Below are 14,908 nucleotides of genomic sequence, written 5' to 3' on the forward strand. Positions count from 1 at the left end.
GTAATATTCTGGATATATAATAAAATCAATAATAAGAAAGCTTTTTATAAATATACATTTAGGTCTTTAAATTGGAGGAAAATATTATGGATAAAAATATTGAAACAAGTAATTATAATGTTCCATTTGATTATGCACGAAAAAAACTCAAAGAATTAGACCCTCATACAATTAGTAATTTAAGTAATACTGACTTTAATAGTGATTCAAGCAAATTTAATATTGATTTTTTTGGTAGACAGTATATAGTTGATTATCCAAGTGGAGAAGTTTGGAATGGTAATGGAAGCCTCTGCAAAAATTTCGAACTTAAGATTCTAATGCTTAGGTATTTGTGTAATGCCAAAGGTATACCTCTTACAAATAAATATATAACTTTTAAAGAAGTCCCTGGAGGTAATGTTTACTATCCTAACTTTCTAAATAGAACCCTAGCAAGACTTTCAGAAATCTTTACATCTCAGATAGACAAGTATAAACTGGTTATGGAGAATATTGGAGCTGAAAAAGTAAATATGGGTGACCTAGCTTATAAGTTTACATACATAGGTAATACTTCTATGATATTTATACTCTGGTTTGGAGATGATGAATTTCCACCAAATTCAAATATATTATTTGACTCTAATATAATTTATTATTTTAATGCAGAAGATTTAGCAGTTGTTCCTGATACAGCTATAGATGCAATTTTGAATAAAATAAATCAATTCTAAGCATCGATACTATTATAATAAAGTTTTTGATGAATTTAGTCAGAATCTAATATGAAATGGAGTTAAAAAATGAATATAGAAAATCAATATTTATCAGATATAGAAGAGATATTGTCACACAGATATGATAATGGTGCAGACTATTGGGCTACACCTGACAAACGTTTAATGAAAGGTTCCCCTTTCACCACACTAGATAGTGTACTTTATCTGTTGGAATTGGGTAAAAAACCTACTGATACTTTACTTAAAGAATGTGCTGACTTGATATTTAGCACATGGCGAGAAGATGGACGTTTTAAATTGTATCCAAAAGGAGGTATTTATCCCTGCCATACAGCTAATGCAACCAATGCACTTTGCCACATGGGATATGCTTCAGATGTTAGAATACAAAAGACGCTTGAATACTTTTTAGATACTCAGTATACTGACGGTGGTTGGCGTTGCAATAAGTTTAGTTTTGGTCGAGGTCCTGAAACTGAGTACTCAAATCCACTTCCAACGCTTAATATATTAGATGCATTCCGTTTTAGTGACTATCTAAATAAAGAGCCAAAACTTGATAAGGCTGTAGATTTTTTACTTGAACATTGGACAATTAGAAAACCAATCGGACCTTGCCACTATGGGATTGGCACACTATTCATGCAAGTTGAATATCCATTCCGTAATTATAACCTATTTCTTTATGTCTATGTTTTATCATTTTATAATCGTGCAAAGAAGGATAAGAGATTTATAGAAGCGTTAAAGATACTTGAATCTAAAATGTTAAATAGTCAGATTATTGTTGAACGTGTAGTCCCAAAGCTATCCAAGTTATCTTTCTGCAAAAAAGGTAAGCCAAGTGCACTAGCTACAACACACTACCACGAGATATTAGAAAATCTAGAAAAAAGATAATGCTATTATACACAAATAAGTATAGCTTCTTTGTATTTTTTAAAGCTGCTATACTTATTTAAAATGATTTACATAAAATATGTTAAACTGGCTGGTCTAACTGATTTAAATATTCTTGTTTACTCTTTCCAATTTGTAACACAATCTCATAATTTAATTTACTTCTCCTTAAGTCAACTCTAGATATGCTTTTTATCATCCCACAGTCTAACATATCTTCAAAAACCTTTCGAGATAATCCAAGCTTCTCACGTAATAATGTCGATACCTTCAATTGACATGGATACTTACTTACAATATGAACTTGTGTAAGGTCATCAATACAAATATCTTGACCTACTATTTTATATTCCGGGATACCAACTTTCGCCCCATTTCTATGTAAAAGCTCAACATTCATAGCATATTGTTTAACAAGATTATAATCATTCGTATAAAATTGTTCCAATATCTCTGGATTTAAGTTTTTTGGATTAATACGAGAATATATAGTTGAATTCCATGTGGAATCACAATTTGAGCATTTATATATTAACCAAACATCTAAATACTTATGTTGAGCATTCACTCTAAATAAATCTGAACAAATATATTCAGTCTTTTTGCCACATTTTTTACAGTACCTAATTACTGGTAATTGGGATTTATATTCAATCTCCCAAGTAATTTTTTGCATACATACAATTTCCTTTCTATAATATTGCTAAAATAGAAAGTTATGAAAAGGTGGAATATAATCAAGCATTTTTCTCAAAATAGTACCTCCTAATTTTTAATAAATTTTAATTTCAATTATAAACTTATATAATAATTTATTTCCCCTTAATATATACACTACAACTGGATTTTTTTATTATATAAGCTTCTGAAATTAATTAAATTATAGCATCCACTAAAAAAAAACTATACCTTAAACATTTTTAACAAAAGAAAATAAGCCAGTATAGTTATATAACTATACTGGCTTACATTTAAATATCTTTTCTTTTTTCTTGTAATACAATTCTTTGAATACTTTTCAAAGACAGATAATATTTTTCTGATAAATATTGCAAATCATGACCAACTTGATAATCTTCATAAATTTGCATATTTCTAATTGTTAAATCTTCACGAGTAGATGTATTACTTCCCCATTCTCTTTTATTGTTTGATTTTCTGGGAATATAAATACATTCTCCATCCACATATTCTTGTATCAATTTAAGTAATTCTTCTGGCAATATATGTATTGCTTTTTTATAGCTCATTTTGCTCTCCTATTAAACAGTAATTTTTTATTAGGAATAGCAAAGGGCTATCTGTATATTAAATTTTATAGTTACAATAGCCCTTGCTATGCAAAAATAAAGATTAAATCAAGCATAAAGTCTCACCCCTCCTTATATCACAGCAATACATATAAGTCTATCAATAGCACAAATAGTTGTCAATCAGCATAATTCCTTTATTTTTTATTTATATTGGAAATTTATAACATATCAAATTATAATTGTTAATTAATAGAAACTCTTTACATTGATGGATTTATTACCGAACATGGAACTCCAACTATACATTTTCCACAGATATCACATCCACCTATATAAGAATATTTTTTTTCATTTATCATGCACATTTCATAACATTTATTTCTATCAAACCCATCTTCTTTCAAAGCTTTTTTCACGCATTTACTTACACACTTTTTACAACTATTATTATGTTTATACAAACAGTATTCCTTTTTTGGCCTTTTAGTTGGTTCTAATTCTAAACTTGTGATTATACTTCCTATCCTTCCACAACATCCTTTTTTTGTAATAAGCATATTATTTAGACCAAAAGTTCCAAGACCTGCTATGAATGCTACATGTCTTTGTGACCAGTCACTAATCAATTTATCATTATCAAAATTATATGACCCAGGAATTGCATAGGAGTCAAATCCCATATTTCCTAGCTCTTCACATAAAAAATTATTTAAATCAGAAATTAATTTATTAGTTTCTATATAAGATCTCGCCCAACTTTCTGAACATTCAAGTCCACTAATATTACTATTATTTATGCTTTCATCAAATGGTATAAAATATGTAATTATAGTCTTGCCATCTTTTAAAAAATCTTTTGGCATAGCATGAGATATTCCTACAATATTTTTTAACTGATGAAACATGTCATCTTCAGCAGAAGCATAGGCAAATAAAAGTTCTTGCCACTTTGTAATTATATTATTTGACTTATGATAATCTTTTACAAAATTATTCATTAACCCTTCAATTCTATCTTTCATAATATCCCCCCTAGACAATTCTATCTCTAATTTCATGCTATTATTTTATATTATATAACAGTGCTCTAGAAGATGCTTATTAATTGATGTTAAAACAAAAAACTTCTAGTATATAAATCAAATACTAGAAGTTTATTTATTTTAATTATTCAATCTAATTAATAGAGATTCCTGCACTTGCATAACCTGCTACAGTATTGACTAATGAAAGACCTGAAGCTGATGCAGTAAATACTAGCAAGAGACGAGTTTCCGCTGTTACTGATATATTTAATCCAGTTGTAATTCCATGAGAAGTTGAACCGACTGACAATACTCCCATAAGCGATGGGGCTAGTGTTACTGTTGCTCCTGGTACAGCTGTAAATGTATTATTTGGTGAAGTTGATTGATAAAGTGTTGCTCTTATTGTAATTGTTGAACCAACAAGTGAAAGCCCTGCTGTTGTACTAAAATATGCTGACATAGATGTTATTGTTCCACCTCTTGGCATTGAAAATGCAAAGTTAGTCAATGTTCCAGCTGGATTTGTAAGGTCTATTGTTCCACTAGCTATACTTACACCTGGAGCTGAACTACCAAATCCAACAAATCCTGGTGTACCTACTAATCCGCCAACTATAGTTGTAAGTGATAATGGTATACCTGATGCAAAAGGTATTATTGCACTTGCTCCTGCTACTCCTGTATTTCCTGTCGGCCCTGTTGCTCCATCTACTCCTGTATTTCCTGTTGCTCCTGTTGGACCTGTTGCTCCATCTGCTCCTGTATTTCCTGTCGCACCTGTTGCTCCTGTTGCTCCTGGTACTCCATCTGCTCCTGTATTCCCTGTTGCTCCTGTTGGACCTGTTACTCCATCTGCTCCTGTATTCCCTGTTGCTCCTGTTGGACCTGTTGCTCCATCTGCTCCTGTATTTCCTGTTGCTCCTGTTGGACCTGTTGTCCCATCTGCCCCTGTATTTCCTGTTGCTCCTCTTGCTCCTGTCGATCCGTCTGCCCCTGTATTTCCTGTTACTCCTGTTGCGCCTCTTAACCCTGTATTTCCTGTTGAACCTGTTGGACCTGTTACTCCTCTTGCTCCCGTTGCTCCGTCTGCTCCTGTATTTCCTGTTGCTCCTGTTAGACCTCTTAACCCTGTGTTTCCCGTCGCTCCTGTATTTCCTGTTGGACCTGTTAGACCTCTTAACCCTGTATTCCCTGTTACTCCTGTATTTCCTGTTGCTCCTGTTGATCCTCTTACTCCTGTATTTCCTATTATCCCTGTTGGACCTGTTGCTCCTGTATTTCCCTTTGGTCCTACTGAACCTGTTGCTCCTACTGAACCTGTCGCTCCTCTTACTCCTGTATTTCCTGTTCTCCCTGTTGGGCCTGTCGCTCCTGTACTTCCTTTTGGTCCTACTGAGCCTGTTGCCCCTACTTGACCTCTTACTCCTGTATTTCCTGTTGCTCCTGTTGGGCCTGTTACTCCTGTATTTCCTCTTGGACCTGTTGGGCCTACTGAACCTGTTGAACCTCTTACTCCTGTATTTCCTCTTGGACCTATTGGACCAGTACTTCCTCTTGCTCCTGTATTTCCTTTTGGACCTGTTGGGCCTGTTGCTCCTGTATTTCCCTTTGGTCCTGTTGGACCTATACATGATGTTGGACAGCTATGATGAGAATTACAGCTTTTATTACAACTTCTATTATAACTATTGTTATCGTTATCATTATCATTAAATGGGCCAAAATATTTATTTCCACTCATTATTAAAACCACTCCTTGATATATTTGAGCTTTTAAGCTCTATAAAATTTTTAAAAATTAATATTATCATGACTTATAAAATATTTCTAAACTTACTAAAATAATCTTCGTTGTACAAAATAGCACTATCATTAGGTTTAATCTCTTTCGCTTTTTCATGATAATAAATAGCTTTATCCATTGCTCTTAATTTGTCATAACATACACTTAATTGTATATATGGTAAATATCCATAACAGTCATTTAGTTTAAAGCCTCCATTAATATCATTTTTTTCTCTAGTTAATGCTACCTTATACCAGAAAATTGCTTCTCTATATTTTTGTCTATCAAATAGGTGCTTTCCTATATCACAACAAACTTCTGCTCTTGGCTCATCAAATTCAAAGCTTCTAAATAAAGAATATAAGGCATTTTTTTCATTATTAATTAAGTAATAACATGTGGCTAAATCTCTGCAAGCACTTATACAATCTTCAATCCATCCTTGAGATGAATCTAAAAATCTAGTAAAACCTTCTATTGCTTCTTCATATCTTGCATTATAGTATAACTCTCTGGAATAATAAAATTGATGTCTTGCTTCCAATACTTTTCCTTCTGAAATCATTTTTTCAAAAATCCTAAGATTTCTAAGGGGGTCCTGTCTGTGAAGTTTTTTATGAGATATTGCTATGTCAGAATAAACTATCTCTCCAACAAGAGGTATTACTTCATGAATAGGGTCAACCCACTTATAGTTAGAACTTCTCTTAAATAATCGTTCCCTATAATATGAAAGAGTTGGTTTATCATTTTCATCAAAAGACACATTGTATTTTGCCATAACAATATCAATAGAAGGGTCTAAACTACCTTTAACTTTTAATAATTTTTCTCTATCTTCTTCTAAAATTATGTCATCTGCATCAAGCCACATTATATAGTCCTTAGAAGCCTTAGAAAATGAAAAATTTCTTGCAGCAGAGAAATCATCTATCCATTCGAAATCGTACACCCTGTCTGTATATTTTGAGACTATTTCTTTTGTGGAATCTGTAGAACCAGTATCTACAACTATAATTTCATCCACTATATCCTTTACACACTCTAAACATCTGCCTATAACTTCTTCTTCATTTTTAACAATCATACACAAACTTATTGTAATCATAATGTACAACTCCTTTGTCTTCTATATATTACAGACATAAGTAATATATGATATTTCTTCTTATTTTGTTATTAAAATCCAGAAAATTTTTAGCGACAAAAAATTAGTAGGTAAATTTATTTATCATGTATATTTATATTTCATTTTTATTGAATTCAGAATTTAAAGACTTCGATTTGATTGATATGTACTTTTGCGTTACCATAAAGATAAGAATATGTAAAATTTAATCATTCATATGATATAAAAAAATCAAACTATTTTTGATAGGAGGTAATTTATGAAAAAATACTTTGAAATATTAAAATCTAGTGGAGCTGACATTGCAATTTCAATAGACCCTAAAACGATTGTCACAGCAGCATGGACAATTTACAAGTGTCAGTTTGGTTGTAATACATACGGTCACAGTCATTGTTGTCCACCCAATACTCCAACCTATCAACAGACACAATCAATAATAGATTGTTACGAAAAAGCTATTTTATTTCGATGTCATAAAATGAGTATTGTTACTCCTTTAGCTGTCGAAATAGCAAGAGAACTTTTTTTAGATGGATACTATAAAACCATTGCTTTTGGAAGTGGTCCTTGTACAAAGTGTGCCAAATGTAATCCTGATACTTGTAGTTTTCCTAACAAAACTGCTCCATCAATGGAAGCTTGTGGTATTGATGTTTTTGCTACAGTAAGGTCAAATGGACTTGAAATAAATACTTTACGAGAAAAGGGAGAGATTCAAAATCACTTTGGATTATTATTAGTTGATTAAAAAAATTAATATTTTCTACTCAACTTTTTATATCAATTTTTTGTATTTATTATTTGTACAATAGCATTCAATCATATCTTATAAACTCATATTTATAATATTCTTTATCTTTTATCATAAGTTCATAGAATTTACACTTAAAGGAACTCCTTATGCAAATTAACCAATGTGGTCTATAAGTTATCATATCATTACAATCACATTGGTTAATATCTCTAGAAAATCTCTAAACTGATACGTAAAATTACTATTTATTACTCATTTACTTACCATTTTAAAAAACTTCTTTTTTTAAACAAAAAAATAACCATGTTCATTTAAACATGATTATTTTAACATTAGTTATATACTATGGAATAAGCTTTTAAAATAATAATCTAATCTCTTTTCTCCATTATGCAATCAATCAATCCATATTCTTTAGCTTCCTTTGCAGTCATAAAATTATCTCTATCTGTATCTACTCTAATATCTTCTATTGATTTTCCAGTATTCTCAGAAAGAATTCTATCTAATTTTTCCTTTGTTCTCAACATATTATCTACTGCTATTTTTACATCTGTTGCTTGACCTTTAGCTCCACCCACAGGTTGATGTATCATAATCTCTGCATTAGGTAAAGCATACCTTTTACCTTTTCTACCTCCAGCAAGTAAAAAAGCACTCATACTTGCAGCCATACCAATACAAATAGTTGATACATCACATCTGACATAGTTCATAGTATCATATATAGCAAACCCTGATGTGACAACCCCTCCTGGACTATTTATATATATAGTTATATCTGCATCTGGGTCTGCTGATTCTAGAAATAGTAATTGAGCCACTACTAAACTTGCAATATCATCATTAATGTCTTCTCCTATAAAAATAATTCTATCTTTTAATAGTTTTGAATATATGTCATAAGACCTTTCACCTTGGCCTGTTTGTTCAATCACATGTGGTACTAAACTCATGCTACCTTCACCTCACAATTAATATCAAAGTTGAGATAAGAATGAATTTCATCTCTTCTTCGTTTATAATTAATACTTGTATAAGAAATACATTCTACATTTTGGATTTGATGATTTGGATTTAAAACAAATCTTTGTTGAATAGGATAAAATTCATCTTTACTTCTATATACTTGTGGAGATTCTTTATATAAAGTTTTAAATGCTAATGTGAAAGATTGGTGTGTAGCATATCCAACTGTAAGAGCTATATCTATAATGTATTTATCTGTATATACAAGTTGTCTAGCTGCTTCAGTAAGTCTCCTTCTTTTAATGTATTGATGCATAGTACATCCCACAATATTTGTAAACATTCTGTGTAAATGATATTTTGAATAACTAGCAACATCAGCTATTTTATCTAGATTTAGATTTTCTGTAAGATGTTCTTCTATATAATCAATGATTTCCATAATCACATCTGTATTTGTTTTCAACCTCATCATCTCCTTTTAAGTATTATAACTCATACAAGAATTTTCTTCTTAATATAAATTGCTATCTTAAATTAATGACTGATATAAAAACTCAATTAATAATAAATTTACAATTTGTTGAATTACTTTATCTATCATTTACTAATTTTATTTTTTCTATATTCTTTCAGACCTTTATTTAATAAAATAGATTCTTTCTTATCTCTTTTACAAGTAGCAAGTGTTATACAAAGATAGATAATAAATATAGATAGTGCTATAAACAGAGCTTGAAAAATATGACCACTATCAATCCAATTACTTTTAAATGAAAACCACAGAACGAAAACAAACAGAAAAATTATATGAATTACTTGGCGAATTAGTAACTCTTTTCTACCTAGTTCTCGTTTTGAATAAAAAATTAGTGTGGATAGAGATGTTACCAATGCAATTAATAAAATCTGTTGGAAAATACTTATGCTAAATGTCTCCTCAGGGCTAAATACTAGGCAAGAAGTAAAAACAGATATTAAAACTCCTGTAGTTATCATACAAAAATAACGAACTACATTCTTTAGTATATTTATTAAATTCATATTCAATCAACTCCTTTATATCCTTAGTTTTTTCTTCAACATTGGTACATATTGGCGTGAAATAATTGTCTTTTCACCATTATCTAGTATTACTTCAAATCTACCATTAAAAGCTGGTACAATTGAGTCTATTTTTGTAAGATTTAATATTACAGACTTTGATATTCTAAGAAAATCACTATTTAAAAAGATTTCCTCAATCTGATAAAGCTTCTTCTTAAACTCATAAACATCATTCTTACAATAAAGATAAGTATGATTATCTACAGATTCAAAGTAATAAACATCTAAAGGATTGATACGATAGAGTTGTTCATTTTTATATGCTATAAGAGACTCTCTTTGCATCTTGATGTTAAAAATCAATTTAAGCATTTCGTCATCAAGATTTCTGCATCTTATGATAATTTCATCCTCTTCTCCATCTAATGGAGTTTCAATTATTACTTTCACTCTAACACATCCTTTCTTTTGATTTCTATAAAAAGACTATACTGTATTTACCTACTATTAATTTCTAGCTTTCTTTTCTTGATACCATAAGTATAGTAACAAAATAAAAGACTATTGCAGAAATAACTAGAAACATAATATAAATTGAAGTTTCAGATAAACTGCCAATACCACCAAATGTTACTCCCATATGTTCATTAAATGCAGTTAATACATTTGTTGAATCCACAAATGCTACTTTTGATGGATACTCTGTAATAATTTGTCTAAGTAATACAGTACCATGTGAAATTGGAAATACCTTTATAATGGTTTGCACTGCTTGAGGTAAGCTTCCAATAGGTATATAAATTCCCGTCAAGAATCCAATAAGAGTACCTATAATCGTAGAAGCAGTTGCAAAAGTATCTATGCTATTTAACAAATTTACAATAAAAAATATCATTGCACTAGATGATAAAACTGTTAATAAAATTACACCAATAACCTTTATAATAGAAAGCATAGGTAAAAATTGTCCCCCACTTAATACAATATATATCTCTGCAAGTATAAATGTAAATATACTCATAATTACACCAATTAAATATGAACTTAAAATATATCCTCCTACCAACTCTCTTGTCTTAACAGGCGAACAATAAAAATCTTTAGTTCTTTTTAATTCCTTATCCAATACTGTAACTCCAAATGAACCCATTGTTGTAGTTACAGAAACAACAGAAATAATTCCTGCCATTGCCCAACTATTCATTAATATATTTATGTCTTTAATATTTGGATAACCTTCTTTTAAATTTTCTCCTAAAAAAATAACATATATGCCGATTACAATTATTGCACCTAAAAAAGATGAAAATACTCCTCTTTTATTTCTTAAAAAAATCATTATATTTCTTTGTGCGATATTAAACATTTTTTTCACCTCTATTTCTAACTATATTCAAAAATACATCATCTAAATTATTTGCTTTGTATTTATATTTTAGTTCATGAGGTGAACCTTTTGCTGTGATAACACCATAGTCAAGCATTACAATATAATCTGCTTTTGAAGCCTCCTCCATATAATGGGTTGTAAGAACTATAGAAAAACCATATTGTTTTTGTAATTTTAATATAGTATCCCATACACATTTTCTAGCTTCTGGGTCAAGTCCTGTTGTAGGCTCATCTAGAAACAGTATTTTAGGAGTATTTAAAAGAGCTCTTGCTATATCAGCCCTACGCTTTTGACCTCCAGACAATTTACCATATGGTCTATCTATAAATTCCATAGCCCCTACAGACAAAGCAGATTCATGCACAATTTGTCTTACTTTATCTTTATTCTTAATATAAAATTTTGCACGAATTGTAAGATTTTCTCTTACTGTCAAAAGTGGGTCTAGTATACTTTCTTGAAATACTACTCCAATTTTTTCTTTAATTTTATTATCCTCTACGCCTAACTTATGCCCATCTATAATTACTTCTCCACTATCATAATTCAATAATGTACAAAGAATATCAATTGTTGTAGATTTTCCAGCACCATTAGCCCCCAATAATGCAAACAAATTACCTTCCTCTACATAAAAATCAATTCCTTTCACGACTTTAAAAGTATCATAGCTTTTTTGCAAATTAATTACTTCTATTATCTTATTCATCCATTTCATCTACCTTCCTTAATTGATGATTTCAGAATACAATAAGTAATTTGTCTACACAATACAATTGGAAGTATGTAGTATAAATGAATATGTGAGTTGTAAAAAAACTAGAGTAAAATACATACCTAAAAATAAACTATTGTAAAAAACCTTACCTATATATCTTGATTTGTATTTATTATTTTGCTAAGTATTTTTATTCCCTGTTCAATTTCATCAAAACTAAGATGAGCATATCCTAAGACAACTTCATGGTCATATTCTATTTTATTTTCAATTGCATATTGCTGTATTGGATAAATTTTGATATTTGCTTTATGAATTTGATTGAGTAGTTTCTCAGTAAAAATAACATTATAAAAATGAACAACTATGTGAAGCCCTGCTGCTTGACCTTTGATTTTAAATTCATTTGTAAATTCAGTATTCAAAATATCAATAAGATATTTACGCTTTCTATTATATAGCTTCTTCATTTTAAATATATGTTTTTCCAAACCTCCATTTTTAATAAATTCAGCTAGAACATACTGAGATATAGATTCTGTATGAACATCAGAATACATTTTTAAGGATTTATAATCATCTATCACATCATCTGGTAACAACATAAATCCCATACGAATGGCTGGAGATAGGATTTTGCTAAATGAACCTATATAAATTACTTTATTGGGATTAAGTTCATAAAGGGAGCTAATTGGTTGACCTTCATATCTAAATTCACTGTCATAATCGTCTTCAACTATATAGCAATTGTTTTCCACTGCATATTTAATAAGTTCCAATCTTCTTTGAATTGGTAAAATACCACCTAATGGATATTGATGTGAAGGTGTTGTATATATAAAAGAAACATCCTTTACAAATTTTATTAGATTAGTATTTATACCTTTATCATCCACTTGAATTCCAACAGCTGAATATCCCACAGTAGAAATTACTTTTAACAATCCTTTGTGAATAGGGTCTTCCACAATAACTTTTTGATTATTTTTATATAAAACTTGTGAAATTAAAGATAAGCCTTGTGTTGAACCAGAAACAATCATAATATTTCGTGGACTACATTCAATTCCTCTAGTACGAAATAAATATTGTGATATTTCTTCTCTTAATCTCCACACCCCCGCAGTACTATTGTATCTAAAATCTGAATCTGACAAATCATGTAGTATTTGTTTATATAACTTTGATAATTCTTTGCGTGGAAATAGCTTTAATTCTGGAATTCCAGAACAGAAATCTATATAATTATTTTGTTTATACTCATGTAAATTGTCTCTAATTTCAGAAGTATAGTCTAACTTAAAGTCAATTTGATGGTCTAATATTACTTTAGCTATAGTTGTGCCATAACCATGCCTTGTTTCCAAATATCCCTCTGCAATTAATTGATTATATGCATCTAACACTGTATTTCGTGATACAGAAAGTTCTTTGGCCAAAGTTCTAGATGAAGGTAGTTTTTGTTCAAAATTTAATCTCCCATCTAAAATCATATCTTTTATCTTACAATAAATTTGTCTTGATAATGATATGTCACTATTTCTATTAATTGTAATCCACATTTTAATACCTCCAAAAGTGGTTCTATAAAATTACTATAAAAATGGAACTACAAAATCCATTTTTTACTTGCTAAGATTATACCATAAAACAAAAAATAAAAAGGAGTCTAGATTATGTTAGAAATATCAAGTAGAGTAAAAGAAATTTATCCCAATATCAAATTTGGAGTTATGATTGTAAATATGACCTATTCAACGCCTGACAAAGAAAATTTTTTACTTCTTAAAAACGCTGAAATTGAAAATATTATTGCACAAAACCCTGAATACAATCGTAAAGAAAAGATTAAAACAGAACCTCTTTCCAACTACATAAAGTATTATAAAAAATTTAAAAAAACTTATCCTATATTACTTCAATTAGAATCCCTTTTACTAAAATCAAAAGGTATTCCAAATGTAAGTATACCTATTCAAGCAATGTTTTTGGCAGAATTAAAAAACCTTCTTTTAACAGCAGGACATGACCTTGATAAGATAGAATCACCTTTTAAAATAGATTTAGCAAATGGAGAGGAACATTTTTATGGTATAGGAGAAAGAGAACAAGTTCTAACAAAAGACGATTTATTTTTATCAGATAATCTTGGTATACTATCTAGTATTCTTAATGGACCAGATAATCGTACGCAGATTACAAAAGAAACTAAAAATATTCTATACTTTGTATATGGACCTGATGGAATTTCTGAAAACCAAATTTATAACCACCTAAATGATATAAAAGATTATATTTTAAGTGGTTTTCCAGACTCTAAAATTGATTTAATTGATGTATTTTAATTAATATCGATGTATTTTAGTTAATATAATGAAAATTTAAGTTTAGTGGATATTCAAAATATTAGTGGATATTCTAAGTGAAGTATACATCATTGTTCAACTAGATATATACTTCACTAAAATTAATTTTATATAAGCATTAACTTTTTCTAAAACTTTATTTAAAAAACTAACTCATTATATCTCATATAGATGACTTACTTTTATATCTAAAAAGTTTCATAAGAAACAATTTCATTTAAAGGAAGACGAGTTTTATTATGTCTATTTGGGCTTTCTGGCGTTCCAGCTTCATATCCTATTAGTAATATGTTTACTGGTTCAAGATTATCTGGTAAGTTAAATTCTGCTCTAATTACATCTGGATTGAAATAACATACCCATACACTTGCTAACCCAAGTTCAGTTGCTTGTAACATCATGTGGTCAGTAATTATACTTGTATCAATATCTGTAAGTTGTTTACCATCAAAAGGTCTTGTCCAAGCTTTATCCTTATCTCCACATATGATAATTGCTAATGGTGCATCATATATATTTGCAGCCTTAGAAACTTTATTAAGACCTTCTGTTTCTTGTATTACAATTAATCTTTGAGGCTGGCGGTTACCCCCTGTTGGAGCTATTCTAGCAACTTCTAAAATCTTCTCCAATTTTTCTTTTTCAACCTTTTTGTCCTGATAATTACGACAAGAATATCTTGTTTTGGCGATTTCAACAAAATTCATTTATTTCCCCCCTATCATTTTATTAGGCTAAGTTGATGATTTATTTAACCTATGCTATAATTTTATCACTATAATTTTATATTACAATAATGCACTTTTTTGTAACATAGTACCAAAAAAGGTACTTCAA

Annotated in this window: 17 protein-coding genes; 4 read left to right on the forward strand and 13 right to left on the reverse strand. The window is 29.7% G+C overall.

From position 1 onward, the window contains the following. Positions 1-86: 86 nt before the first annotated feature. Together KGF50_RS05420 and KGF50_RS05425 are read left to right on the forward strand one after the other, a co-directional pair. Positions 87-716, forward strand: a complete 630-nt coding sequence (locus KGF50_RS05420; RefSeq protein ID WP_227847149.1) for a DUF3786 domain-containing protein — start codon at positions 87-89, stop codon at positions 714-716. 69 nt (positions 717-785) lie between these two features. Then, the gene (locus KGF50_RS05425) at positions 786-1,622 is read left to right on the forward strand and encodes a prenyltransferase (protein WP_227847150.1); all 837 of its coding nucleotides are present in this window, start codon (positions 786-788) and stop codon (positions 1,620-1,622) included. An 82-nt stretch (positions 1,623-1,704) separates the two neighbouring features. On the opposite strand, the gene KGF50_RS05430 is transcribed toward KGF50_RS05425, so the two are convergent. The 5 genes from KGF50_RS05430 to KGF50_RS05450 all read right to left on the reverse strand — a co-directional run bounded on the left by KGF50_RS05430 (position 1,705) and on the right by KGF50_RS05450 (position 6,797). Continuing rightward, positions 1,705-2,298 carry a DUF1062 domain-containing protein gene (locus KGF50_RS05430; protein ID WP_227847151.1) on the reverse strand — a complete coding sequence of 198 codons (594 nt, stop codon included), beginning with the start codon at positions 2,296-2,298 and terminating at the stop codon, positions 1,705-1,707. Positions 2,299-2,593: 295 nt separating this feature from the next. Then, the gene (locus tag KGF50_RS05435) at positions 2,594-2,872 is read right to left on the reverse strand and encodes a CD3324 family protein (protein WP_227847152.1); all 279 of its coding nucleotides are present in this window, start codon (positions 2,870-2,872) and stop codon (positions 2,594-2,596) included. Between the two features lie 263 nt (positions 2,873-3,135). After that, positions 3,136-3,897, reverse strand: a complete 762-nt coding sequence (locus tag KGF50_RS05440; RefSeq protein WP_227847153.1) for an epoxyqueuosine reductase — start codon at positions 3,895-3,897, stop codon at positions 3,136-3,138. A 154-nt stretch (positions 3,898-4,051) separates the two neighbouring features. Next, the gene (locus KGF50_RS05445) at positions 4,052-5,644 is read right to left on the reverse strand and encodes an exosporium glycoprotein BclB-related protein (RefSeq protein WP_255654773.1); all 1,593 of its coding nucleotides are present in this window, start codon (positions 5,642-5,644) and stop codon (positions 4,052-4,054) included. A gap of 73 nt (positions 5,645-5,717) precedes the next feature. Beyond that, positions 5,718-6,797 (reverse strand): glycosyltransferase family 2 protein, encoded by a 1,080-nt coding sequence (locus KGF50_RS05450; RefSeq protein WP_227847155.1) that lies wholly within the window; start codon positions 6,795-6,797, stop codon positions 5,718-5,720. A 280-nt stretch (positions 6,798-7,077) separates the two neighbouring features. Between KGF50_RS05450 and KGF50_RS05455 the strand changes: the two genes are divergently transcribed. Continuing rightward, positions 7,078-7,569: a DUF2284 domain-containing protein gene (locus KGF50_RS05455; protein ID WP_227847156.1), complete on the forward strand. Its 492-nt coding sequence runs from the start codon at positions 7,078-7,080 to the stop codon at positions 7,567-7,569. 377 nt (positions 7,570-7,946) lie between these two features. On the opposite strand, the gene clpP is transcribed toward KGF50_RS05455, so the two are convergent. The 7 genes from clpP to KGF50_RS05490 form a co-directional block, all read right to left on the reverse strand. Beyond that, the gene (clpP, locus tag KGF50_RS05460) at positions 7,947-8,531 is read right to left on the reverse strand and encodes an ATP-dependent Clp endopeptidase proteolytic subunit ClpP (protein WP_227847157.1); all 585 of its coding nucleotides are present in this window, start codon (positions 8,529-8,531) and stop codon (positions 7,947-7,949) included. Further along, complete coding sequence (locus KGF50_RS05465) at positions 8,528-9,010, reverse strand: helix-turn-helix domain-containing protein (RefSeq protein WP_227847158.1); 483 nt, start codon at positions 9,008-9,010, stop codon at positions 8,528-8,530. Before KGF50_RS05465 ends, clpP begins: the two co-directional genes overlap by 4 nt. Positions 9,011-9,144: 134 nt before the next feature. Beyond that, positions 9,145-9,588 carry a DUF3021 family protein gene (locus KGF50_RS05470; RefSeq protein WP_227847159.1) on the reverse strand — a complete coding sequence of 148 codons (444 nt, stop codon included), beginning with the start codon at positions 9,586-9,588 and terminating at the stop codon, positions 9,145-9,147. A 15-nt stretch (positions 9,589-9,603) separates the two neighbouring features. Further along, a complete protein-coding gene (locus tag KGF50_RS05475) occupies positions 9,604-10,041 on the reverse strand; it encodes a LytTR family DNA-binding domain-containing protein (RefSeq protein ID WP_227847160.1) in 438 nt (145 codons plus the stop codon). A 64-nt stretch (positions 10,042-10,105) separates the two neighbouring features. Beyond that, positions 10,106-10,957, reverse strand: coding sequence for an ABC transporter permease (locus KGF50_RS05480; protein WP_227847161.1), 852 nt, complete (start codon positions 10,955-10,957; stop codon positions 10,106-10,108). Next, on the reverse strand, positions 10,950-11,702 hold the full coding sequence (locus tag KGF50_RS05485) for an ATP-binding cassette domain-containing protein (protein ID WP_227847162.1): 753 nt from the start codon (positions 11,700-11,702) through the stop codon (positions 10,950-10,952). The genes KGF50_RS05480 and KGF50_RS05485 overlap by 8 nt, the downstream gene beginning before the upstream one ends. A 149-nt stretch (positions 11,703-11,851) precedes the next feature. Further along, a complete protein-coding gene (locus KGF50_RS05490) occupies positions 11,852-13,267 on the reverse strand; it encodes a PLP-dependent aminotransferase family protein (RefSeq protein WP_227847163.1) in 1,416 nt (471 codons plus the stop codon). A gap of 114 nt (positions 13,268-13,381) precedes the next feature. On the opposite strand from KGF50_RS05490, the gene KGF50_RS05495 reads away from it, so the two are divergent. Beyond that, complete coding sequence (locus KGF50_RS05495) at positions 13,382-14,050, forward strand: phenylalanine--tRNA ligase beta subunit-related protein (protein WP_227847164.1); 669 nt, start codon at positions 13,382-13,384, stop codon at positions 14,048-14,050. 209 nt (positions 14,051-14,259) lie between these two features. On the opposite strand, the gene KGF50_RS05500 is transcribed toward KGF50_RS05495, so the two are convergent. Further along, on the reverse strand, positions 14,260-14,778 hold the full coding sequence (locus tag KGF50_RS05500) for a nitroreductase family protein (RefSeq protein WP_227847165.1): 519 nt from the start codon (positions 14,776-14,778) through the stop codon (positions 14,260-14,262). Positions 14,779-14,908: the final 130 nt, after the last annotated feature.

Origin of the sequence: Clostridioides sp. ZZV15-6598 (assembly GCF_020657705.1) — a bacterium.
In the GTDB taxonomy this organism is placed as follows: Bacteria; Bacillota; Clostridia; order Peptostreptococcales; family Peptostreptococcaceae; genus Clostridioides; species Clostridioides difficile_F.